Below are 23270 nucleotides of genomic sequence, written 5' to 3'. Positions count from 1 at the left end.
AGCGCGTAACGGATGGTGGACCCCTTCAGGACCGACGAGGACGAGATGGCCAACGGCGCGCATGGGCTCGCCGAGGCGACGCCGCATTACCACGGCCACCGTGAGCGACTGCGCGAGCGCTTCCGCAAAGCCGGCGAGGATGCCGTCAGCGATTACGAATTGCTCGAACTCGTGCTGTTCCGCGCCATTCCGCAACGGGACGTCAAGCCGCTGGCCAAAGAGCTGGTCGCCAAATTCGGCTCGTTCGCCGAGGTGATGGCGGCACCGCGCACCCGGCTCAAGGAGATCAAGGGCGTCGGCGATGCCGTGATCGACGAACTGAAGATCGTGCACGCCTCGGCCAAGCGGATCACCCGCGGCGAAGCGACCAAGCGCACGGTGCTGTCGTCGTGGGCCAGCGTCATCGACTATTGCCGCACCGCCATGGCCTATGAGGACAAGGAACAGTTCCGCCTGCTGTTTCTCGACAAGCGCAACCAATTGATCGCCGACGAGGTGCAGCAGCAGGGCACGGTGGACCATACGCCCGTCTATCCGCGCGAGGTGGTCAAACGCGCGCTCGAACTGTCGGCGACCGCGCTGATCCTGGTGCACAATCACCCGTCGGGCGATCCGACGCCGTCGCGCGCCGACATCCAGATGACGCAGGCGATCATCGACGTGGCGAAGCCCTTAGGCATTGCCGTGCATGATCACATCATCGTCGGCAAGGATGGCCACGCGAGTCTGAAAGGGATGAAGCTGATCTGATGCTTTTTACCCTCCCCCTTGTGGGGAGGGTCGCGAGCCATAAGCGCGTTACGCGCGTCTTCGACGCACTATGGCGAGCGGGGTGGGGGTCGTTACGATACGGCGAATACCCCCAACCCCGATCGTCTTCGCTTCGCTCGACAATCGACCCTCCCCACAAGGGGGAGGGTAAAGAAGCTATTTCCTGATCAAATTCATCGGCTCACTGGTTTCCGGAATGCGCCGCCAGTTGTCACTGTCGCTCTCAACAAAGCGCCAGGGCGTCGTGCCTTGCGCCGGCAACAATTGCAGCTCGCCGCCTTCGATGCGCCAGCGCGTGAAGTTCAGCTTCCCGATGTCATCCCGGCAGCCGGGTTTGATAACCAACCGCATGCCGCCGCCGGTCGCGGCCGCCGTGTTGAGCAACAGCTCGCACAGCACCGCATTGCCCGCAATGGCCCAGTCGCCGGCAACCTCCTCGGGCTTCTTTGGCGGCGGCGCGGCGGCCGCGGCATTCTGCAGGAACAAAACGCCGACGCCCGGTGTCGGCGCCTCGAACATGCCGGCCTCGACCTCGCTGAACTCGGCCAGCGTTTTGCCGCCGGCATCGAACAGGAACAGGTTGTCGCTATCCGGAAAGCGCCATCCCGCGACATTCTGGATGAACGGGAACATGTTGACGCAGTTGGGATCGAACTCGACCTTGTAACCGCCCGCCACGGGCGCATTTGTGAAGACGGCGGTACAGCGGCGATCACGGCCGGCGTTGGAGAATTCCCACGAGCCGAGCAACGCATTGGCCTGGTCGCCGAGCGGCGGCGTCTGGGCGTGAGCGGTACCGAGCGTGACGAGTAAGTAGACAGCGCCAATCGCGATGCGCATAGGTCGAACCCTATCTCCGTTCGTCCCCGCGAAAGCGGGGACCCAGAACCGGCACCCCGGTGCAACAAATATAGACTGGATTCCCGCCATAGGCGTTATGAAAGAACGCCGTTCTTCGAACGGCTATGCGCGGGAATGAGCGGAGCTATCATTAACGCCTTCTTTTTCGGCGTCACCCTTTCGGCGGATAGGGCGTTTCCGGAACCGGCGTCAGTGGCGGCTTGCCATCGGCCCAGGCCAGGATGTTGTCAACCACAAGCTGGTCCATGGCGGCGCGGGTCGCCTCGCTCGCCGAACCGACATGGGGGAGCAGCACGACATGATCCATGTCGATCAGCTCCTGCGGCACCTGCGGCTCATTGACGAACACATCGAGACCGGCCGAGTAGATCGTCTTGTTCTTGAGCGCCTCGATCAGCGCCGGTTCATCGATGACGCTGCCCCGCGCCATGTTGATGACGACGCCCTGCGGCCCCAGCGCCTTGAGCACTTCGGCATTGATCAGGTTCTTGGTCGAGGCGCCACCCGGCACGATGACCATCAACGTGTCGACATCGCGCGCCATGTCGACCAGCTTGGGATAATACTTGTAATCAACGCCGGTCTGCGGATTGCGGCTGTGATAGACGACCTTGGCGTTGAACGCTTCCAGACGCTTGGCGATCGCCTTGCCGATGCGGCCCATGCCGACGACGCCGACGGTGCGGCCCTGCAAGGTGGCCTTGGTCAGCGGATAAGGCGCCTTCGGCCACTTGCCGGCGCGGACATATCGGTCTGCTTGCGGAAATTCGCGCAAGGTGCACAGCAGCAGGCCGAGCGCGGTGTCGGCGACTTCCTCGTTCAGCACGTCCGGCGTGTTGGTGACGACGATGCCGTGCTCGCCGGCCCACTTGGCGTCGACGTGATCGTAGCCGACGCCGAAGCTCGACACCTGCTTGAGATTGGGGAACTGCGACAGGAACGGCCCGTCGACCTTGTCGTGGGTATAGGCGAGCGCGATGGCACCGATCTTCGGCCCGACTTCCTTGATGAAGGCGGCCTTGTCTTTGGCGTCGAGATAGTAATGCAGGTTGACCTTGCCCTCGAGCCCACCGACCAGCACCGGCTTGCGGGCACCGATCAGAAGGACATCGCGCTTCTCGTTCGCCATTACTTGTCTCCCAATGAATTTCTCTAGACCAGCGCGGCCACTGGATTTTCGACCAAAGTTTTGAAGGTCGTCAGCAGATCGGCGGCCAAGGCTTCGTCGACCGAGCGATGGTCACATGACAGCGTGACCGTCATCAAGCCAATGAATTTGATGCTGCCATCGTCATTCTCTATGGGCGCGCGGCGCGGCTGGCCGACGGCGAGCGCCGAGACGAAGGGCGACGTCAGAATGGCGGTGAATTCCCGGATGCCGGACGCGGCGGCCATGGCGACGGCGCTGGTCGCGCCGGACGGCGAGGCGCTGCCCTGCCCGGCAGCCTCGCGAGCGATCGCTGTCAGTGTCGTGGTGGCGGCCTCTCGAATGATCGTGGTAGCGCGGCGTCCATCGATGGTCGTGATCAAGCCGATATCGGCGCCGGCTTCCGGCATCACGCGCTGGAGCGCCACCGCCCAGGCCTTGACGACAAAGTCGCCGATTGAAAATTCTGCGCCGGCAGATTTCGCCTCGGTCTGCATGGCCTGAAGCCGGTCGATCTCGACATCGGCGACGAGATAATACTGCGACGTTGACGCCTGCGCGGCTGCAGATGGCACCGGTGCCTTGTCGACATCCGCAGCGACGATGCGGCCATGCGGACCGGAGCCGGAGATGCGCCCAAGATCGATGCCGCGCTCGGAGGCGAGGCGGCGCGCGAGAGGCGTAACGTAGCGGCCGGTCGACAGCTTGGCGGGTCCGAAGTTTCGCTCCGGAGTTCGAACCTCACGCCAGGGGGACATGTCGGGGTAGGCAAAGTCTCGCTGAGATTGCGATGAACTATTCAACGGTTCGTTCCCGCGCCTCTCACTCCGGTCATCCCCGCGAAAGCGGGGATCCAGCTGTTTCTGTGTTTGGGACTTCTGGGTCCCCGCTTTCGCGGGGACGAACGGAGTTTGTTGCGGCGCCTTGGGAGTATCATGCCGCTTAGGTTCAACCGACTTCGCCCGCACATCCCCACCCACCCCCGCAATCACCGCCACCACCGCGCCGACCTTGGCGACGTCGCCGACGCCGAAGCGGATGTCAGTCAAAGTGCCGGCAGCGATCGCCGGCACTTCCATGGACGTCTTGTCGGTCTCGATCTCGAACAGGTTCTCACCCGGCTTGACGACGTCGCCGGCCTGCTTGAACCACTTCACGATCTTGCCTTCGGCGACGGTTTCGCCGAGCTGCGGCATCAGGACGTCCATTACCCCACCACTTACCACGTCACCGAGATGTATTGCGTCTCGAGGAACTCCTTCATGCCCTCTTGCGCGCCTTCACGGCCGAGGCCCGATTGCTTGACGCCGCCGAACGGCGCCGCCGGATCGGAGACGAGGCCGCGGTTGAGGCCGATCATGCCGAACTCGAGCTTCTCGGAGACACGCAGGCCGCGTGACAGATCCTTGGTGAACAAGTAAGCGACCAGACCGTACTCGGTGTCATTGGCGCGCTTGATCGCTTCGTCCTCTGTCTTGAAGGTCTGGATCGATGCGACCGGCCCGAAGATTTCCTCGTTCAGCATCATCGCGCCATCCGGCACATTCGTAACCACGGTCGCAGGATAGAAGAAGCCGGGACCATCGGGCACCTTGCCGCCGGTGAGAAGCTTGGCGCCTTTGGACACGGCGTCCTCGACCAGCTCGATGACCTTGTCGCGGCCTTCCTTGTTGACCAGCGGGCCGACGGCGACGCCGTCGTCGAGGCCATTGCCCATCTTGAGCGCACCCATCTTGGCCGAGAGCTTCTTGGCAAATTCGTCATGCACCTTCTCGTGCACATAGAAACGGTTGGCCGCGGTGCAGGCCTCGCCCATGTTGCGCATTTTCGCGATCATGGCGCCATCGACCGCGGCATCGATGTCGGCGTCCTCGAACACCAGGAACGGCGCGTTGCCGCCGAGTTCCATCGCCGGCTTGAGGATTTGATCCGCGGCTTCGTGCAGCAACTTGCGGCCGACCTCGGTGGAGCCAGTGAAGGACACGACGCGCACGCGCGGATCGTGCAGCATGGCCGAGACGACCTTGCCCGACGAACGCGACGGAATGACATTGACCACGCCGGGCGGCACGCCGGCTTCTTCCAGCGCCGGCATCAGCGCCAGCATGGTGAGCGGCGTATCGGACGCCGGCTTGAGCACCACCGGACAGCCGGCGGCCAGCGCCGGACCGATCTTGCGGGTCGCCATCGCCGCCGGGAAATTCCAGGGCGTTACCAACACGGCAATGCCGGCCGGCTTGTGCTGGGCGAGAATGCGCGCGCCGGAGGCCGGCGCCGTCGACATCTGCCCAAGATTGCGCACCGCCTCCTCGGCGTACCAACGGAAAAACTCCGCCGAATAGGCGACCTCGCCGCGCGAGTCGGACAGCGCCTTGCCGTTCTCCAGTGTGATCAGTTTCGCGAAGCGCTCGGCATCGCGCATGATGATCTCGAAGGCCTTGCGCAGGATCTCGGCGCGCTCGCGCGGTTTTTTGGCAGCCCAGGCCGGGAACGCGGCATCGGCCGCGTCGATCGCGGCAATGGCGTCGTCAACCGTGGCGCTGGCGACGGAGGCGATGGTCTTTTCCGTCGCCGGATCGATGACGTCGAAGCGACCGCCGTCGGAAGCCTTTTTCCATTTGCCGCCGATCCACAGATCAGTCGGAACGCCAGCGAGGAGATTTTCGTACATGGCCTGTCCTTTTCATCTGCGTCGTTGTTCGCGAGCCGCGAACGTCGATTTTATCGTGCCAAAGTCCAGCGTCACCGTCGCCGCACGAAATAGCAGATTTTCGCTACGCGATACTCCGGTCAGCCCTGCAAACTCCGCCGTACGGCGTCGACGATACGCTCCGGCGTCGGCAACACGATGTCTTCGAGGATGTCGGCGGCCGGCAGCGGAATATGCGGAGTCGTGATGCGCACCGGCGGACCGTCGAGATCGTAGAAAGCTTCGTCCGCGACGATGGAGACGATTTCCGCGCCCCAGCCGCACAGCCGCGGATTTTCCTCGACGGTGAAGAGCCGGTGCGTTTTCGCCACCGAACCGAGAATGGTCTGGGTGTCGAGCGGCACCAGAGAACGCACATCGACAACCTCGCAGTCGATGCCGTGTTCCGCCTTCAGCCGCTCGGCGGCCTCGAGCGCGCGCGGCACCATCAGCGCCAGCGCCAGGATGGTCGCGTCGCGGCCCGGCCGCAGGATCTTGGCGGTGCCGAGCCTGTCGACGATCTCGCCGTCCGGCACCTCGCCCTTGGTCGGATAGAGCGACTTGTGCTCGAGGAAGATCACCGGATCGGGATCGCGCACGGCGGCGGCGAGTAGGCCGATGACGTCGACCGGCGATGATGGCGCCACAACCTTGAGGCCGGGGATCATCATGCACCAGTTCTCAACCGACTGAGAATGCTGCGCGCCGAAGCGCGAACCGGCGCCGTTGCCGGTGCGCACGACCAGCGGACATTTGGTCTGGCCGTTCGACATGTACCGGCTCTTCGGGAATTCGTTGGCGATGTAGTCGAAGCACACCGCGAAGAAGTCCGAGAACATGATCTCGGCAATCGGCTTCAACCCCGTCATCGCCGCGCCCATGGCGGCGCCGAGAATGGCCTGTTCGGAGATCGGCGTGTCGCGCACGCGCAACGGACCGAACTGCTCGTAGAGCCCGACGGTTGCCTTGAACACGCCGCCGGCCTTGGCAACGTCCTCGCCGAGGAAGACGACGTCATTGTCGCGCGTCATTTCCTGCGCGATGCCGCGGATCACCGCGTCACGATAGGTGATTTCGGGCATATCAGTTTCTCCATGCCCAGCCGCCATCGGCATAGACGTCGGTGGTCAGGATATCGAGCGGCGGCATCGGCGCGGCCTTGCAGGCCTCGGTCGCGTCATCGACTTCCTTGCGAACGTCAGCGTCGATCTCGGCGATGACCTTGTCGCTGACGCCGAACTGTTTGAGGCGTTCGCGATAGATCTTGATCGGATCGCGCTCCTTCCACTTTTCCAGCTCGCCCTCGGGACGATACTTGGCTGGGTCGGCGCGCGAATGGCCCGAGTGACGATAGGTTAAAGCTTCGATCAATGACGGCCCCTCTCCGGCGCGTGCCTTGGCATAGGCTTTCTGCGCGGTGCGATAGACCACGTCGGCATCGTTGCCGTCGATGACAATCCGTTCGAGACTGTAGGATGCGGCGCGATCGGCGGCCGGATGCGGCACCGCGGTCACGTCGCCGATCGGCGTGTATTCCATGTAGAGATTGTTCTCGCAGACGAACACGACCGGCAGCTTCCATACCGCGGCGAAATTCAGCGCCTCATGGAAGGCGCCGATATTGGTGGTGCCGTCGCCGAAGAAACAGACCGAGACGTCCTTGTCGCCCTTGTACTGCGCACGCCAGGCGGCGCCGCAGGCGATGGGAAGATGCGCGCCGATGATGGCGTAAGACCCCATGACGCCGTGCGCCTCCGAAGTCAGATGCATCGAACCGCCCTTGCCGCGCATCAAGCCATTGTCGCGCTGCATCAACTCGCCGAGCACTTTCTCGACCGACACTCCGCGCGCCAATGTGTGAGCATGGCCGCGATAGGTGCAGAACGACAGGTCGCCCTTCTGCATCGCCTCGGCGAAACCGGTGGCGACCGCCTCCTGCCCCAATGACAGGTGGCTCGTTCCCTTGACCAGATTTTGCAGGAACAGATCGTAGGCGCGTTGCTCGGCCTCGCGGATGCGAAGCTGCGAGCGATAGATCGCCAGCCTTTTGTCCTCGCCGATATCGTCGTTCAGCCCCGAACCGGGAACTGCCTGAGCGCGATTCTGCGCTGTCGCCATGGGGGATTTCCTCGCATTCCGAAAGGCTTGTTCTTTTTGTCGGACCGGAACTTAGCCTCGATGACGGCGAACCCGCAACTGCCGACCTGCGCCGAGCGCCTACTGCTTTTCCTCGGCCTCGACGATGGTCTTGCCCACCCTGCGCTCGTAATGCAGCAGGTAGAGCCCCGAGGCGACGACCACGGCGCTGCCCACGATGGTCCAGAAGTGGGGCACGTCCCCGAACACAAGGAACCCGAGCGTCGATGTCCAAACCATCTGCGTGTAGATGAACGGCGCGAGCGTCGAGGCGGGCGCCAGACGATGGCCGCGCACCAGAAGATAATGCCCGAAGCCGCCGAAGAAGCCGGTCATGGCCATCAGCACGCCCTGGAATATGCTTTGCGGCGGCGTCCAGACGAAGAACACGATCGGTATCATCGCGATCGCACCGACCAGGTTCGTATAGAAGGTCGTCGTCTCGGTTGAATCGGTGCGCGCAAGCAGCCGCGTCGCGATCGAGTACACGCCGTAACAGATTGCGCTGCCGACGCAGAGCAGCGCCGCGGGGTGCATGCCGCCGATGCCGGGCCGCGTTACCAGCAGGACGCCCGAGAAGCCGACACCGATGGCGATCCAGCGGTGCCAGCCGACGCGTTCACCCAGGAACTGGCTGCCAAGCACGGCGACCAGGAAAGGCGTCGCGAACAGAATGGCAAGTGCCTCGTCGAGTTGCAGATAACGGATGGCGAAAAAGTTGAGCGCGGTGGAGCCGAGCAGCAGCGTCGAGCGGCCGATCTGGAGGAACGGCCGCTGCGTAGCCATCATGTGCGGCCGTTTGAACGGATTGAGGATGAACAGGGCCAGCACGAAGGCACCGGTATAGCGTGCCCACGTCACCTGCAGCGGGTCCATGTAATGAACCAGATACTTCGCCGTCGTATCGAGACACGAAAATGTCGCGACGGCACCGCACATGAGTGCGATGCCGGCGAGACGCTGACGGCGAAGGGCTGCCTGGTCGCTCAATAGGTCGCCCGTCCCCCGGAAATGTCGAACACCGCGCCCGTGGTGAAGGAGCAATCCTCCGAGGCGCAGAAGGCGGCCAGCGCCGCGACCTCATCGACCTGGACGAAGCGGGCGCGTGGAATTTTCGACAGCATGAAATCGATATGTTGTTGCGTCATCTGGTCGAAGATCGCCGTCTTGGCCGCGGCGGGCGTAATGGCATTGACCGAGATGTTCTTGCCCGCGGTTTCCTTGGCGAGCGACTTTGTCAGGGCGATGACGCCGGCCTTCGACGCCGAATAGGCCGAGGCGTTCGGGTTGCCTTCCTTGCCGGCGATGGACGCGATGTTGACGATGCGGCCGTAGTCCTGGCCGACCATGCCCGGCACCACCGCCTTGCAGCAGTAGAACTGGCTGTCGAGGTTGATCGTCATCACCCGCTTCCACTCGTCGATGGGATACTCCGCCACCGTCGTGTTCATGCCGGCGATGCCGGCATTGTTGACCAAGATGTCGATGCGGCCAAAGGCCTTGATGGTGGCATCGCGCGCGCGCTCGACGCTGGCAAAATCGGTGACGTCGACGGCGACGACCTCGACGCGGCCTTTGAGCTCGCCGGCCGTTTTTTTGGCCAGCGGTTCGTCGCGATCCCAGATCGCCACCGCCGCGCCGGACGCCAGAAAGCGCTCGACGATGGCGCGGCCGATGCCCTGCGCGCCGCCGGTGACCACCGCGAAGCGGCCTTTGAGATCGATGTTATTGGACATGGAAGAGCTTCCCCCGGACTGATTTGTTTTGACTTGCCCGATGGTATAGTCGGTTTGGCGGGGAAAATGCAGCCTCCCTGTCAGATAGCTGCCATCCACCCGGGACGGCATCCACGACTGCCTGCCAAGTGCTGTTCCGGACGGCCCGGCTCACGACCATGGATGGCCCGATTCTCGCGCTTTTTGTCCTGTCGACTTTCGTCGGGGGCATGGTCAACGGACTGGCCGGCTTCGCGATGGGGCTGGTCGTTTCAGGCGTCTGGCTGCACATCCTCACCCCGGCGCAGACCGCCGCATTGATCTGCGGCTACGGCATTTTGGTGCAGAGCTACAGCATCTGGAAGATGCGCCACGCCTTGAACCTGCGCACCCTGGCACCGTTCATCGGCGGCGGCCTGTTCGGCGTGCCGATCGGTGCCGTACTGCTCGGCTACATCAAGCCGGATTTCGTGCGCGACGGCGTGGGCGTGCTGCTGATCGCCTATTCGAGTTACTTCCTGATCCGGCCGCATGTTCACAGCGTCAAGCCGTCACTGCCGGCGGACGTCACGGTCGGATTTGTCAACGGCATTCTCGGCGGCATGACGGGGCTGACCGGACCGGTCATCACCATCTGGTGCCAATTGCGTGGCTTGCGCAAGGACGAGCAGCGCGCCGTGTTTCAGCCAGTGATCCTGGCCGCCTTCGTGCTGACTGCCATCTCGCTCACCGCCAATGGCACGGTGACGTTCGACCTGATGCGCGTCTATCTCTACGGCCTGCCTGCGCTGGGCGCCGGACTGTGGGTCGGGCTCAAGCTCTATGGTCATCTCAACGAGGACACCTTCCGCAAGGTGGTGCTGGTCCTGCTGATGCTGTCCGGCCTTGTTCTGGTGTTCGGCTGAAGCCGTCTTGAATTCATAACGGTGCTGCGCTAGTTATGCATCAGTGGGGCCAACGGCGGTCGCCCCGCGCTTCAGGCTCTTTTCGCTAAAAGCACATCACGCTTTGAGCAAAAGAGCCCAAGCACCGCTTCCTTCTTTCTTGGAGGAAGCCCATGCTTGCTCTCGATTTTGCAATCTCTCCCCAGAACCTCTGGCATTCGATGGCGACGCCGCATGCGCCGCAGATCATCGACGTGCGCCGCCGCGACATTTACGAAACCGTGCCCGGTCTCATTCCGGGCTCGATCTGGCGCGAACCAACCGACCTTCCCGGCTGGATCGGCACGCTCGACCGCGCCCGCCCTATTGTCATCACCTGCAAGCTCGGCAAGGAATTAAGCCAGGTCATCGTCAGTGAACTGCGCGGGCAAGGCTACAATGCCGCGCAACTCGCCGGCGGCCAGGGTGCCTGGACCGATGCCGGCCTGCCTTTGGTCGACCGCGCCACCGTCGACCGGCTGATGCCGAAGCGGCCGTCGCTCTGGGTGACGCGACGTCACCCGAAGATCGACCGCATCGCCTGCCCGTGGCTGATCCGGCGCTTCATCGATCCCGAGGCGAAGTTCGTCTTCGTCGATCCGCCTTACGTCGCCGACGCCGCGACCAATTTCGGCGCCATCCCGTTCGACATCGCCGGCGTCGAAATCTCGCATGTCGGCGACACCTGCAGTTTCGACACGCTGCTCGCGATGTTCGGGCTCGCCGATGAACCGACGCTGGCGCGGGTCGCGACCATCGTGCGTGGCGCCGACACGGCGCGACACGACCTTGCGCCCGAAGCGGGCGGCCTGCACGCCATATCGCTCGGCCTGTCGGCACTCGCCGGCGATGACGACCATGGACTCCTGCGGCAGGGCTTCGCCATGTATGATGGCTTGTTCGCATGGGCGCGCTTTGCCGCCGACGAGAAGCACAATTGGCCAAGCACCCAAGCAGGCAAGGCGGCATGACCATGGACGTAACAGAACAAACCTCGCCGAAGCCGACCTTCGGCGAGGCGGTGAAAATCTGGTTCAAGATTGGCTGCCTGTCGTTCGGCGGGCCGGCCGGCCAGATCGCGATGATGCATCGCGTTGTCGTCGACGAGAAGAAATGGCTCCCGGAGTCGCGCTTCCTGCATGCGCTGAACTTCTGCATGCTGCTGCCGGGACCCGAAGCGCAGCAGCTCGCCACCTATATCGGCTGGCTGATGCACGGCCTGCGCGGCGGGCTCGCAGCGGGCATCCTGTTCGTGCTGCCCGGCGCCTTCGTCATGCTGGGCCTGAGCCTGCTCTATGCCTATGGCCGCGGCATCGGGCTCGTCGACGGGGCGCTTTACGGCATCAAGGCCGCGGTGCTGGTCATCGTTGTCGAGGCGCTGATCCGCATCAGCAAACGCGCGCTGAAATCGGCCTGGCTCGTTGCGGTTGCGGCAGCGGCCTTCGTCGGCATCTTCTTTCTGGCCCTGCCATTTCCGCTGATCGTCATCGGCGCGGCGCTGATCGGCTTCCTCACGGCACGGCAGGGCGATGTTGCTGCAACAGGTGACATCGCGGCGCGGCCCGCCAATGACCGCTGGCGGCATATGGCGATCGCGGTCGGCACCGGGCTGTCTTTATGGTGGCTGCCGGTCCTCGCCATCGCACTCGCGCTCGGACCGCATCACGTCCTGGTGTCGGTCGGACTGTTCTTCTCCAAGCTCGCGGTCGTCACCTTCGGCGGTGCCTATGCGGTGCTCGCCTATATGGCGCAGCAGGCCGTCGACACCCATGGCTGGCTCACCGCGCCGGAAATGGTCGATGCGCTGGGGCTAGCCGAAACCACGCCCGGCCCGCTGATCCTGGTCACGCAGTTCGTCGGCTTTCTTGCCGCATTCCGCGACGCCGCGCCGTTCACGCCGCTGATCGCAGGCATCGCCGGCGCGGTGCTGACGACCTGGGTGACCTTCGTGCCGTCAATCATGTGGATCATCGCCGGCGCGCCGTTCATCGAGGAACTGCGCGGCAACAAGAAGCTGGCCGGCGCGCTCGCCGCCATCACCGCCGCGGTGGTCGGCGTCATCCTCAACCTGTCGGTCTGGTTCGCGCTGCATGTACTGTTCGGCGACGTCACCGAAAGGCACACCGGCATCCTGCGCTGGTATGCCTTCGATCCGGCGGCGCTCGACCAACGCATCGCCCTTCTTGCGGTGACCGCAGCGATCCTCACCTTCCGATTCCATCGCAGCCTGATCGAGGTGATCGGCGTCATGGCATTGCTCGGCATGATCGCGCGAATGACGTGATCAATGCTCCTCATCCACTTCGCTTTCGTGCCAGCGCCGCAGCACGAGATGGGACAGCGACGACAGCACGAAATAGATGGCAACGCCCGCCAGCGACAGCAGGAGCAGCGCCGCGAACATGCGCGGAATATTGAGTCGATAGCCGGACTCGGCGATGCGATAGGCGAGCCCCGAGCCGGCGCCGGCCGAACCAGCGGCGATCTCGGCAACCACGGCACCAATCAGCGACAGGCCGCCGGCGATGCGCAGACCGGTGAGCATCTGCGGCAGCGCCGCCGGCAACTTCAACCGCATCAGCACCTGCCAGCGCGAGGCCTTGTAGAGTTGAAACAATGCGACGAGGTTGCGATCGACCGAGCGCAGGCCGAGCGTCGTGTTAGCCAGCACCGGAAAGAAGGCGACGATCCACGCGCAGGCCAACACCGCGAGATGCTGCGGCAGGTAGATCAGCAGCAGCGGCGCAATCGCGACCACCGGCGTCACCTGAAGCACGACGGCGTATGGATAGAACGAGTATTCGACCAGGCGCCATTGATTGAAGACGGTCGCCCAGAAGATGCCGCCGATGACAGCGAGCGCGAAACCCTCGAGCGCCAGCGTCAACGTCACCAGGAGCGAACCGAACAGCAGGCCACGATCGCCGATCAACGATTCCGCGACAATCCCCGGGCCAGGCAAGATGTAAGGCGGAATGGCGAAGGCGCGCACCGCCGCGTCCCACACCGCGACGGCGATGGCAAGAAGCAGGATCGGCAGCGCGATCCGTACGACGCCGGAGGCCCTCATGGCTGGGCCTCCATGGCGGCGGCAAGAACCTCGGCTACCTTGCGGCAGTAGCCGGCATATTCTGCCGAGGTCCGGAACCGATCGTCGCGCGGATACGGCGCATCGATCGCCACCTCCGCGAAGACCCGGCCGGGCCGCGGCGTCATCACCACGATGCGCTGCGACAGGAACACCGACTCGAAAACGGAGTGGGTCACGAAGATCACGGTCTGCCGCCGGGCCCGCCACAGCGACAGGACTTCATTATTGAGCTTGAACCGTGTGATCTCGTCGAGGGCGGCAAAGGGCTCGTCCATCAGCAACAGCCGCGGCTCTGTGACCAGCGCCCGCGCGATAGAAACGCGCATCTTCATGCCGCCGGACAGTTCGCGCGGATAGGACGCGGCGAAGTCCGCCAAGCCCACATGGTCGAGCACGGTCGCAACCGCGGCCTTTGTTTTCATCGGATCGACATGGGCCAGCGACAGCGGCAATTCGACATTGGCGGTAACGCTCGCCCACGGCATCAGCGTCGGCTCCTGGAACACGAAGCCGATATTGCCTGTCGCTGTGCTACCGCCGCTGTCCGACGGCCATTCGATGACGCCGCTCGTCGGTGTGCTCAGGCCGGCGATGATGCGCAAAGCGGTCGATTTGCCGCAGCCCGAAGGCCCGAGCAGAGAGACGAACTCGCCGTCGCGCACATCGAGATCGAGGCTGTCGAGAGCCATGGTGCCGCTGTCGAAGACCTTGCCGACGTCACGGAGCGAGACGATGGGCGATGTGGTTTCGGCGACTGTCAAGGCCGCTCACCGTCGTCCGCGCGAAGGCGGGGACCCAGCCATGTCCGCATTTGAATGAGCCGCATGCGATCAGCCACGCGTCCGGGAATACTGGATCGTCCGGCCAAGCCGGACGATGACTGCCGGGTTGTCACTTCGGCCGCAGATTGAGGCCGACGCCTTTGTTCACGAACTTCAGGGTATAGGCCTTCTTGTAGTCGAGGCCCGCCTTGACCACGCCGGTGCGTACCATCTTGTCGTAGAAGGCGTGCATGCGTGCATCGGTCATGGCGCCGATGCCGAGCTTGAGCGCATCGCCGGAATCGACGATGCCGAACTCCTTCATCTTGGCGACCGAATTGGCCAACAGCGCATCCGTCATCTCCGGATTGTGCTTCTTGATCAACTCGTTCGCCGCCTTGTTGTCGTGATAGAGATAGTTGTACCAACCGATCGCCGAGGCATCGACGAACTTCTGTACGAGGTCCGGATCTTTCTCGACCAGTTCGGTGCGTGTCTCGATCAGGGTCGAGTAGCTGTTGAAGCCGTAGTCGGCGAGCAGGAATATCTTGGGTTTGAACTTGCCCTGCTGCTCGATGGCGTAGGGCTCCGACGTCACATAACCCTGCATCGCGCTCTTCTCGTCGGCGAGGAACGGCTGCGGATTGAAAGTGTACGGCTTCACGCTCCGCTCGGTGAAGCCATAGTCGGCCTTGAGCCACTGAAAATAGCTCACCATGCCTTCCTTGGACACGAACAAAGTCAGGTTCTTGAGGTCGTCCAGCGTGTTCGCCATGCCCGGATGCGTGATCAGCACCTGTGGGTCCTTCTGGAACGAGGCCGCCACGGCGATGGTGGGAATCTTCTGCTCGACGGCGTCGAAGCTCTGCAGCGAGTTCGCGCTCATGAAGAAGTCGATCTTGCCCACCGGCAGCAGGATGCGGTTGTTCACATTCGGCCCACCAGGCACGATCTCCACGTCGAGGCCGTACTTCTTATAGGTGCCGTCGGCGAGCGCCTGGTAGTAGCCGCCATGCTCGGCCTGGGCGACCCAGTTGGTGCCGAAACGCACCTTGCGAAGTTCCGGCCCCTCTTTCTTGGCCGGCGCGGCGGGCGAGGACGCCGCGGCAGGTAGCGCGGCCGCGATCATCAGGAGGGCGGAAAGAAGGCTCAAGGCGCGGCGCATGGCGTGGGGTCTCTGCTTTTCCGACGTTGTTGCTGATGTCGCTTCGGCTTCGGGCGCGAAAAGATAGCGCGGTGCAGCATCGAAGGTAAGCCCCATGCGACGCCTTGCCATGCACAACCGCTGCGACTTGTATTGGGCGCGCCGATTTGTATTGATACCGGCGCCAACAAAAAAACGCTCCGCTGAAACTGCGGGTCCGCGGCCCAACCGGGAGGATTTCGTCATGTCGAAACTATCGCGTTCGCTCGTCAAAGCTTCGCTGTCCGCCGTCGCCGCCGTCACTCTGATGGCGAGCGCCGCTTCGGCGCAGACCGAGATCAAGCTGGGCCATGTCGGCGCGCCCGGTTCCCTGTTCGCCCAATCGGCGGACCTCTATGCCGCCAAGGTCAATGCCCAACTCGGCGACAAGGCCAAGCTCGTGGTCTACGGCTCGAGCCAGCTCGGCGGCGACACGGAACTTCTGAAGAAGCTCAAGCTCGGCACCGTCGACCTCGCGCTGGTCTCGACCGTGATGACGTCAGTGGCGCCGGAATTCGGCGTCTTCGAAATGCCCTATCTTGTGCAAAACCGCGATCACGCGGCGCGCATCGCCAAGAACGTGACCCACCCCATTCTCGGGCCGGTCGCTGAGAAGGCCGGCTACCGTATCCTCGGCGTGTGGGAGAACGGCTATCGCGAGATCACCAACAACAAGCGGCCGATCGTCAAGCCCGCCGACCTCGAAGGCGTGAAGCTGCGCGTGCCGGGCGGCGTCTGGCGCGTGAAGATGTTCAAGGCCTATGGCGCGAGCCCATCGCCGATGGAGCTCAAGGAGGTCTTCGTCGCGCTGCAGACGGGTGTGATGGACGGCCAGGAAAATCCGCTGACGCAGATCTACTCGCAGAAGTTCCAGGAAGTGCAGAAGTATCTGTCGCTGACCGGCCACGTCTACACGCCGGCCTATCTGACCGGTGGCGCCTCGTGGTCCCGGCTGCCGGCCGACGTCCAGAAGATTCTCAAGAACACGGCAGTCGCGATCGAGCCGGAGATTCTTAAGCTGGCCGCCAAGCTCGACGGCGAACTGATCGACAAGATGAAGGCTTCCGGCATCCAGGTGAACGAGGCCGACAAGCCGGCCTTCGTCGCCGCCTCGAAGGCAATCTACGACGAGTTCGCCAAGGAAGTGCCCACCGGCAAAGAACTGATCGACAAGTCGCTCGGCCTCGCCAAGGGCTCCTGACGGTATAGAACGAGCCGGGCCCCAAGCGGGCCCGGCTCATCGATTTCCGTCGACCTGACATCTCCCGAAATTGACGGCCGAAATTCATGGACGCGTTTCAACGTTGGTACGATCGCGCGCTGGAAGTCATCGCCGCTGCGATGATGACGATCGTGACCCTGATCATCGTTGCTGGATTTATTTTTCGTTGGGCCGGCCATTCGCTGGTCTGGTACGACGAAGTAGCGGCCATTTCGCTCTGCTGGCTCACCTACTATGGCGGCGCGCTGGCGGCCTTGCGCGGCGCGCATATCGGCTTTCCGGGCCTCGTCAATGCGATGCCGGCTAACTGGCGTGTCGCCGCGACTTTTTTCTCGTCGACAGTCACAATCTTTTTCTTCGGACTTCTCGCCTATATGGGCCTCCAGGTCGTCCAGATATTGAAGGGCGACACGCTGGTGTCGATCCCGGAAGTCTCCCTGCAGGTGACTCAATCCGTCATTCCAATCACCTCGCTGCTTTTCGTGATTGCCGAGCTCGTCAAGCTGCCGGGCCTGCTGCGCGAAGCCAGACGCGGACCGTTGATCGACCACGAGGTCAAAGAAGCTCTCGAATCGGCCGGGCTCGATACGGCTGAAGCCAATCCGGTGCGCACGCCATGACAATCGGTCTCATGCTTGTCGGAATGTTCGCGCTGGTGCTGCTCAACGTGCCGGTCGCAGTCGCCCTTGGCGTGGTTGCTGTCGTCGCGATCTGGATCATCCAGGGCTCGCATATGCTGCCGAACGTAGCGCTGGTGATGTTCGAAGGCGCCACCAACTTCCCGCTGCTGGCCGTACCGTTGTTCGTTTTGGCCGGCGGCATCATGAACGCCTCGACCATCTCACGCCGCCTGATCAATCTGGCCACCGCCATGCTGGGATTCATCCGCGGCGGTCTCGCCATGGTCACGGTCGGCTCGTCGATGTTCTTCGCCGAGATTTCCGGTTCGGCCGTGGCCGGCGTCGCCGCGCTGGGCACGCTGCTCATTCCAGCCATGAAGTCGCGCGGCTACTCCAAGGAATTCGCCGCCGCCATCACCTCGTCGGCATCGAGCCTCGCCATCATCATCCCGCCGTCGATCCCAATGATTCTCTACGCCGCGATGGCCGAAGAATCCGTGGTGAAAATGTTCGTTGCCGGCTTCATTCCGGGCGCGCTCGGCGGCCTCGCCCTGATGGCAATGAGCTACTACTACGCGCGCAAGAACAACTTCCCGGTCGAGCAACGCTTCGCCATGAGTCGGCTGATTCAGGCAACCAAAGAAGCAGCATGGGCGCTGTCGCTGCCGGTCATCATCCTGGGCGGCATTTTCGGCGGCTTCGTCACCGCGACCGAAGGCGCCGCCGTCGCGGTGCTCGCGGCCTTGTTCATCTCGCTCGTCATCTATCGCGACCTCAATTGGAAGTCGCTGTATCGCGCGCTGGTCGATTCGGCCCTGCAGACGGCGGTGGTGATGTTGCTCGTCGCCGCCTCGGCGCTGATCGGCGTATTCCTGACCGAGAGCCAGTTGCCGCAGGGTCTGGCGAAGTCGATCGTGAACATGACCAGCAACCCCTACATGGTACTGCTGCTGCTCAACATCTTCTTCCTGATCCTCGGGATGTTCCTGCATTCCGCCGCGGCCATCATCCTGACGGTGCCGATCGTCATGCCGCTGGTCCATCAGGTCGGCATCGACCCGGTACATTTCGGGCTGGTGCTGACGCTGAATCTGGCCATCGGCCAGCAGACGCCGCCGGTCGCCAGCGTGCTGATTGCGGCTTGCTCGGTCGCCAAGTCGGACATCTGGGCGACGACCAAGGCCAATCTGGGCTTTATCGGCGTGCTGGTCGGCGTGTTGCTGCTGTGCACCTATGTGCCGTGGTTCTCGCTGGTGCTGATCCGGATTTTCTACGGCGGCTGAGCAGACCTAAACGGCTCGGCAGGCCGACCGGCGCTCCTCCGCCGGCAAAATTTCTTCGCCCAGGGGCGACAATCCTTTGAACCTTTAGCCGGTCCGCCGCGACTGATGGCTATGCGGCCATGACGGCCGCCTCAGTTCAACCGGATGGAGCCCGCCATGTTCAAGAAGACCCTGACCGCCGCGCTTGCCGCCGTCACCCTTTTCACTGCCGTCGCCGCGTCCACCAGCGAATCCCAGGCCCGCCCCCGCTACGGCGCCGCCATCGGCATCGGACTTGTCGCCGGCGCGCTCATCGGCGCCGCGGCCGCCTCGAACGCCTATGGTGCCGACTACGGCTACCGCATCGCCGACCGCGAATGCGGCTACATCAAGCGCTACGACCGCTTTGGCCGCCCGCACTACGAAAAAGTGTGCAGCTACGCCGAGTACTGATCGGCCGCCCCGCCCGCTCCCTGACGGCTCGCCCGGCGCCCCGGACGGGCCGTTCAGCGTTCAGCCGCCAGGCTCATCGCCAAAACGCGCGCGACATGGATCGCCTCGCGCCCGGCGCCGTCGTGAATCTGATGCCGACACGACGTGCCGTCGGCGACGATGAGCGCGTCGTCCGGCGCCTCGCGCACCGCCGGTAGCAGCGACAACTCGCCCATCTTCAGCGACACGTCGATGGTGTCGGCCTTGTAGCCGAATGAACCGGCCATGCCGCAACAGCTCGAATCGACAGTCTCTACTTTCAGGTCGGGCACCGCGCGCAGCACCGATTCGACCGCGCCCATCGCGGCGAAGGCCTTCTGGTGGCAATGGCCGTGCAGCAGTGCCGGCTTCGGCAGCGCTTTGAACGGAAACTCGACGCCAGCCTTAATTTCCCGTGCCAGGAACTCCTCGAAGATCATAGTCTGCGCTGCGACCTCGGCGACGCCCTCGCCTTTCATCAGCGCCGGCATCTCGTCACGGAATGTGAAGAGGCAGCTCGGCTCCAGGCCGATGATCGGCACGCCGCGTTTGGCGAACGGCGCCAGCGCTTGGAGTGTGCGCTGCATTTCGTGACGCGCCTCGTCCACCTTGCCGGCCGAGAGAAAGGTGCGCCCGCAGCACAAAGGACGGTCGCCATCCTTTGGCTTGGCCGTATGAATACGATACCCGCCGGCCGACAGGACCTTCATCGCCGCATCGAGATTCTCGCGCTCGAAATAGCGGTTGAAGGTATCGGCGAACAGCACGACTTCGCGCACGGGCTTCGCACCCGCGTCGGCGGTCGCAGAACGATACGGCCAGTCGCTGCGATCGCGGTAAATGTCGCTGCGCCACTTCGGCAGGCTGCGCCGCGCCGAGAAATTGGCGAGACTTTCCGAGACGCGCTGCAGCAGCGGCCAGCGGTCGCGCAGATTGAACAGCCAGGGCACGCGCGCGGCGATCGGCGCATAGCGCGGCAGATAGCCGACAAGCCGGTCGTGCAGCGACAGACCCTTCTTCTTCACGCGCGCCGCCAGCACCTCGATCTTCATGCGCGCCATGTCGACGCCGGTCGGGCATTCGCGGCGGCAGGCTTTGCAGGACACGCATAACGCCAAGGTCTCGGCCATCTCGTTGGACGACAGAGCATCCGGTCCGAGTTGCCCGGTCACTGTGAGCCTGAGCGTATTGGCGCGGCCGCGCGTGACGTCACGCTCATCTCGGGTGACGCGATAGGACGGGCACATGGCGCCGCCCGCCAGCTTGCGGCAGGCGCCATTGTTGTTGCACATCTCGACCGCGCCCTGGAATCCGCCGCCCGAACCGGGGAAGGCCGACCAGTCGAGTTCGGTCTTCAGTTCAATGCCGAGATAGTCCGGCTTGTAGCGCAGCAACGAACGGTCATCGAACTTCGACGGCCGCACCACCTTGCCGGGATTGTAGAGCCCGTTCGGGTCGAAGCGGTCCTTCACCTCTTCGAAGGCGCGGGCCAGGCGCGAGCCGAACATCGGCTCATTGAACTCTGAACGCACCAGGCCGTCGCCGTGCTCGCCGGAATGCGAACCCTTGTATTCGCGCACCATGGCGAAGGCCTCTTCGGCGATCGCGCGCATGGCGTGAACGTCTTTCTCAAGCCGCAGATTGAGGATCGGCCGCACATGCAGGCAGCCTGAACCAGCGTGGGCGTACCAGGTTCCGCGCGTGCCGTGCTTCTCGAAGATCGCGGTGAGCCGCGACGTATAGTCGGCGAGATGCTCGAGCGGCACCGCGCAATCCTCGACGAAGGAGACGGGCTTTCCCTGATCCTTCATCGACATCATAATGTTGAGGCCCGAGGTGCGAACCTCGGTGATCGCGACCTGCAGTTCGGGATTGAGCACCTCGACCACGCCGCCCCATTTGGCGCCGGTATTGTCCCAGTTGAAACCGAGATCGCCGATCAGCTCCTTGAGCTTGCGCAGACGACGCAGGTTTTCCTCGTGATCGGTCTCGCCGAATTCGACCAGCAGAATAGCTTCGGGCAAATCGCGCACAAAGCGATCCAAAGTCGGCTTGAAGATCGGAATGGCGCCGGCGAGTTCGATCATGGTGCGATCGACCAGTTCGACGGCGATCGGCTTGAGGCCGACAATATGCTGGGCGCAATTCATCGCCTCGTAGAATGAGCCGAAATGCACCGCGCCGACCGCGCGGCGCCCGAGCAGCGGCGACAGCTTCAGTTCGATGCGGGTCGAGAAGCCGAGCGTGCCTTCCGAGCCGACGAGGATATGCGCGAGGTTGATGTCGTTGCCGCCCAATCCTTGAACGTTTCTGTAGGAGCCCGGCACCAGCGCATCGAGATTGTAGCCGCCGACGCGGCGCTGCACTTTCGGAAACCGCGCGGCGATTTCATCGGCTTCGCGCACACCGATGACCATGAGGTCCTGTGCCAGCGGCTTGAGCGCCGGCGGCACATCGTCGGCCCCGCCCATCGGGCCGAAATGGGCGCGCGAGCCGTCGGCCAGCACGGCGTCGATGCCGATGATATTGTCGCGCATGGTGCCGTAGCGTAGCGAACGGCCGCCGCAGGAATTGTTGCCGGCCATGCCGCCAATGGTGGCGCGCGACGCGGTCGAGATGTCGACCGGAAACCACAGACCATGGGGCTTGAGCTGGCGGTTGAGGTCGTCGAGCACGATGCCGGGCTCGACGGTGCAGCGCTGCCGCGCGACGTCGAGATCGACGATACGGTTAAGATATTTCGAGCAATCGACGACCAGGCTTTCGCCCACCGTCTGCCCGCACTGCGAGGTGCCGCCGCCGCGCGGCAGCACAGTGACACCTTCGGCCCGCGCGATGCCGATCGCCCGTTCGGCTTCGTCGATCGTGCGTGGCACGACCACGCCGACCGGGGTGATCTGATAGTGCGAGGCGTCGGTAGCGTAACGGCCGCGGGTAAATCGGTCGAAATGGACCTCGCCGGCCAGTTCGGATTTCAAACGCCTTTCCAGGCCGGGGAAGACCACCGCCAAAACGCCCATCCTTGATGGTTTACGTCGATTATTGCATGAGCCGATTGCGGAAATCCGCTTGACCGGAATGTGACATTCATAGTTCAAGGCCACAAGCGCCGCTCCCTGCCGGGTCGCGGAGCCGTGGCCAAACCACACAGCACGTCGTCACAGCTTTAGCCGTTCCAGGAGCGGATTTCCTATGGCTCAGAATTCCTCGCGTCCGGTTGGGCGCCACTTCCTCCACATTCCGGGCCCGACGCCCGTTCCGGACCGCATCCTGCGGGCGATGGATACGCCGATGATCGACCATCGCGGCCCCGAATTCGCCAGGCTGGCGAAGCGGTGCCTCGACGGCATCAAGACCATCTTCAAGACCGCCAACCCGGTCATCATCTACACCGCGACCGGCACCGGCGCCTGGGAAGGCGCGCTGACCAACACTTTGTCGCCCGGCGACAAGGTGCTGATGGTCGAGACCGGCCAGTTCGGCACGCTCTGGAAGAAGATGGCCGACAAGCTCGGCCTGGTGACCGAGCTGCTGCCGACCGACTGGCGCACCGGCGTCGATCCGAAGGTGATCGAGAAGCGCCTCTCGGAAGACAAGAAGCACGAGATCAAGGCCGTCTGCGTGCTGCACAATGAGACCTCGACCGGTGCGCTGTCGCCGATCGCCGAAATCCGCAAGGCCATCGACGCCGCCGGCCATCCGGCGCTGTTTCTCGTCGACACCATCTCGTCGTTGGCCTCGACCGACTATCGCCATGATGAATGGGGCGTCGACGTCACCGTCGGCGGCGCGCAGAAGGGCCTGATGCTGCCGCCCGGCATGTCGTTCAACGCCGTCAGCAACAAGGCGCTGGAAGCCAACAAAACCTCGAAGCTGCCGAAGGCGTTCCTGGACTGGCAGGACATGCTGAACATGAACAAGGTCGGCTTCTTCCCCTACACGCCGGCGACCCTCATGCTGTTCGGCCTCGATGTCGGCATCACCATGCTGCACGAGGAAGGCCTCGACAACGTGTTCGCCCGCCACGATCGCCTCGCCGAGGCGACCCGTATCGCGGCCAAGCACTGGGGCCTCGAGATTCTGTGCAAGGACTCGAAGTATTACTCGCCGACGGTCACCGCGATCCTGCTGCCGGAAGGCTTCAACGCCGATCAGTTCCGCGCCATGGCGCTGGAGACCTTCAACATCTCTTACGGTGCGAGCTTCGGCCCGTTCGCGGGAAAATACTTCCGCATCGGCCATCTCGGCGACGTCAACGACGCGACGATGATGGGTTGCCTTGCGACGACCGAAGTTGCGCTGCAGTTGTTCGGCGTGCCGATCAAGAAGGGCGGCGCGCAGGCGGCGATGGATTATCTGCTGTCGCAGCATGGTGCCGGAAAGAAGCAGGCGGCGGAGTAAATTTCGCTTCTGCTGAG

Annotated in this window: 21 protein-coding genes; 9 read left to right on the top strand and 12 right to left on the bottom strand. The window is 63.5% G+C overall.

The window, feature by feature from the left end; translation table 11 throughout:
• Nucleotides 1-12 precede the first annotated feature (12 nt).
• Nucleotides 13-750 carry a DNA repair protein RadC gene (gene radC, locus E8Q40_RS03460; RefSeq protein WP_137043072.1) on the top strand — a complete coding sequence of 246 codons (738 nt, stop codon included), beginning with the start codon at nt 13-15 and terminating at the stop codon, nt 748-750.
• 177 nt (nt 751-927) lie between these two features.
• Here the strand turns inward: radC and E8Q40_RS03455 are convergent, their stop codons facing one another.
• The 8 genes from E8Q40_RS03455 to E8Q40_RS03420 form a co-directional block, all read right to left on the bottom strand.
• Nucleotides 928-1611, bottom strand: coding sequence for an AprI/Inh family metalloprotease inhibitor (locus E8Q40_RS03455; RefSeq protein ID WP_168197726.1), 684 nt, complete (start codon nt 1609-1611; stop codon nt 928-930).
• Between the two features lie 172 nt (nt 1612-1783).
• The gene (locus E8Q40_RS03450; protein ID WP_137043070.1) at nt 1784-2761 is read right to left on the bottom strand and encodes a 2-hydroxyacid dehydrogenase; all 978 of its coding nucleotides are present in this window, start codon (nt 2759-2761) and stop codon (nt 1784-1786) included.
• Nucleotides 2762-2784: 23 nt separating this feature from the next.
• The gene (locus E8Q40_RS03445; RefSeq protein ID WP_137043069.1) at nt 2785-3987 is read right to left on the bottom strand and encodes a 2-oxo acid dehydrogenase subunit E2; all 1203 of its coding nucleotides are present in this window, start codon (nt 3985-3987) and stop codon (nt 2785-2787) included.
• An 11-nt stretch (nt 3988-3998) separates the two neighbouring features.
• Nucleotides 3999-5450, bottom strand: coding sequence for an NAD-dependent succinate-semialdehyde dehydrogenase (locus E8Q40_RS03440; protein ID WP_137043068.1), 1452 nt, complete (start codon nt 5448-5450; stop codon nt 3999-4001).
• Between the two features lie 119 nt (nt 5451-5569).
• Entirely contained in the window at nt 5570-6550 is a 981-nt protein-coding gene (locus tag E8Q40_RS03435) for an alpha-ketoacid dehydrogenase subunit beta (RefSeq protein ID WP_137043067.1), read from the bottom strand.
• 1 nt (nt 6551) lies between these two features.
• Nucleotides 6552-7586, bottom strand: a complete 1035-nt coding sequence (locus E8Q40_RS03430) for a thiamine pyrophosphate-dependent dehydrogenase E1 component subunit alpha (protein ID WP_137043066.1) — start codon at nt 7584-7586, stop codon at nt 6552-6554.
• 99 nt (nt 7587-7685) lie between these two features.
• Entirely contained in the window at nt 7686-8594 is a 909-nt protein-coding gene (locus tag E8Q40_RS03425) for a DMT family transporter (RefSeq protein WP_246662990.1), read from the bottom strand.
• The gene (locus E8Q40_RS03420; protein ID WP_137043065.1) at nt 8591-9340 is read right to left on the bottom strand and encodes an SDR family NAD(P)-dependent oxidoreductase; all 750 of its coding nucleotides are present in this window, start codon (nt 9338-9340) and stop codon (nt 8591-8593) included. The genes E8Q40_RS03425 and E8Q40_RS03420 overlap by 4 nt, the downstream gene beginning before the upstream one ends.
• Before the next feature lie 158 nt (nt 9341-9498).
• On the opposite strand from E8Q40_RS03420, the gene E8Q40_RS03415 reads away from it, so the two are divergent.
• The 3 genes from E8Q40_RS03415 to chrA all read left to right on the top strand — a co-directional run bounded on the left by E8Q40_RS03415 (nt 9499) and on the right by chrA (nt 12526).
• The gene (locus tag E8Q40_RS03415; RefSeq protein WP_137043064.1) at nt 9499-10224 is read left to right on the top strand and encodes a sulfite exporter TauE/SafE family protein; all 726 of its coding nucleotides are present in this window, start codon (nt 9499-9501) and stop codon (nt 10222-10224) included.
• Between the two features lie 152 nt (nt 10225-10376).
• On the top strand, nt 10377-11213 hold the full coding sequence (locus tag E8Q40_RS03410; protein WP_137043063.1) for a chromate resistance protein ChrB domain-containing protein: 837 nt from the start codon (nt 10377-10379) through the stop codon (nt 11211-11213).
• Entirely contained in the window at nt 11210-12526 is a 1317-nt protein-coding gene (gene chrA, locus E8Q40_RS03405) for a chromate efflux transporter (RefSeq protein ID WP_205995663.1), read from the top strand. The genes E8Q40_RS03410 and chrA overlap by 4 nt, the downstream gene beginning before the upstream one ends.
• Here chrA and E8Q40_RS03400 read toward each other — a convergent pair whose 3' ends face one another.
• The 3 genes from E8Q40_RS03400 to E8Q40_RS03390 all read right to left on the bottom strand — a co-directional run bounded on the left by E8Q40_RS03400 (nt 12527) and on the right by E8Q40_RS03390 (nt 15259).
• Nucleotides 12527-13312, bottom strand: coding sequence for an ABC transporter permease (locus tag E8Q40_RS03400; RefSeq protein ID WP_137043062.1), 786 nt, complete (start codon nt 13310-13312; stop codon nt 12527-12529). It lies immediately after the preceding gene.
• Complete coding sequence (locus E8Q40_RS03395; protein ID WP_137046570.1) at nt 13309-14022, bottom strand: ABC transporter ATP-binding protein; 714 nt, start codon at nt 14020-14022, stop codon at nt 13309-13311. The genes E8Q40_RS03400 and E8Q40_RS03395 overlap by 4 nt, the downstream gene beginning before the upstream one ends.
• Before the next feature lie 202 nt (nt 14023-14224).
• A complete protein-coding gene (locus E8Q40_RS03390; RefSeq protein ID WP_205995661.1) occupies nt 14225-15259 on the bottom strand; it encodes an ABC transporter substrate-binding protein in 1035 nt (344 codons plus the stop codon).
• Between the two features lie 223 nt (nt 15260-15482).
• Between E8Q40_RS03390 and E8Q40_RS03385 the strand changes: the two genes are divergently transcribed.
• The 4 genes from E8Q40_RS03385 to E8Q40_RS03370 all read left to right on the top strand — a co-directional run bounded on the left by E8Q40_RS03385 (nt 15483) and on the right by E8Q40_RS03370 (nt 18834).
• Nucleotides 15483-16478, top strand: a complete 996-nt coding sequence (locus E8Q40_RS03385) for a TRAP transporter substrate-binding protein (protein WP_137043061.1) — start codon at nt 15483-15485, stop codon at nt 16476-16478.
• Nucleotides 16479-16564: 86 nt separating this feature from the next.
• Complete coding sequence (locus E8Q40_RS03380) at nt 16565-17119, top strand: TRAP transporter small permease (protein WP_137043060.1); 555 nt, start codon at nt 16565-16567, stop codon at nt 17117-17119.
• A complete protein-coding gene (locus E8Q40_RS03375; RefSeq protein WP_205995659.1) occupies nt 17116-18402 on the top strand; it encodes a TRAP transporter large permease in 1287 nt (428 codons plus the stop codon). Before E8Q40_RS03380 ends, E8Q40_RS03375 begins: the two co-directional genes overlap by 4 nt.
• A gap of 156 nt (nt 18403-18558) precedes the next feature.
• Nucleotides 18559-18834: a hypothetical protein gene (locus E8Q40_RS03370; RefSeq protein ID WP_137043059.1), complete on the top strand. Its 276-nt coding sequence runs from the start codon at nt 18559-18561 to the stop codon at nt 18832-18834.
• A 53-nt stretch (nt 18835-18887) separates the two neighbouring features.
• On the opposite strand, the gene E8Q40_RS03365 is transcribed toward E8Q40_RS03370, so the two are convergent.
• Complete coding sequence (locus E8Q40_RS03365; RefSeq protein WP_137043058.1) at nt 18888-21872, bottom strand: FAD-binding and (Fe-S)-binding domain-containing protein; 2985 nt, start codon at nt 21870-21872, stop codon at nt 18888-18890.
• 172 nt (nt 21873-22044) lie between these two features.
• Between E8Q40_RS03365 and E8Q40_RS03360 the strand changes: the two genes are divergently transcribed.
• Nucleotides 22045-23253 (top strand): alanine--glyoxylate aminotransferase family protein, encoded by a 1209-nt coding sequence (locus tag E8Q40_RS03360; RefSeq protein ID WP_137043057.1) that lies wholly within the window; start codon nt 22045-22047, stop codon nt 23251-23253.
• Nucleotides 23254-23270: the final 17 nt, after the last annotated feature.

Source organism: Pseudolabrys sp. FHR47 (assembly GCF_005153485.1).
GTDB lineage: Bacteria > Pseudomonadota > Alphaproteobacteria > Rhizobiales > Xanthobacteraceae > Pseudolabrys.
The sequence above is the reverse complement of the archived record's forward strand: the minus strand, read 5'-3'. Positions and strand labels throughout refer to the sequence as shown.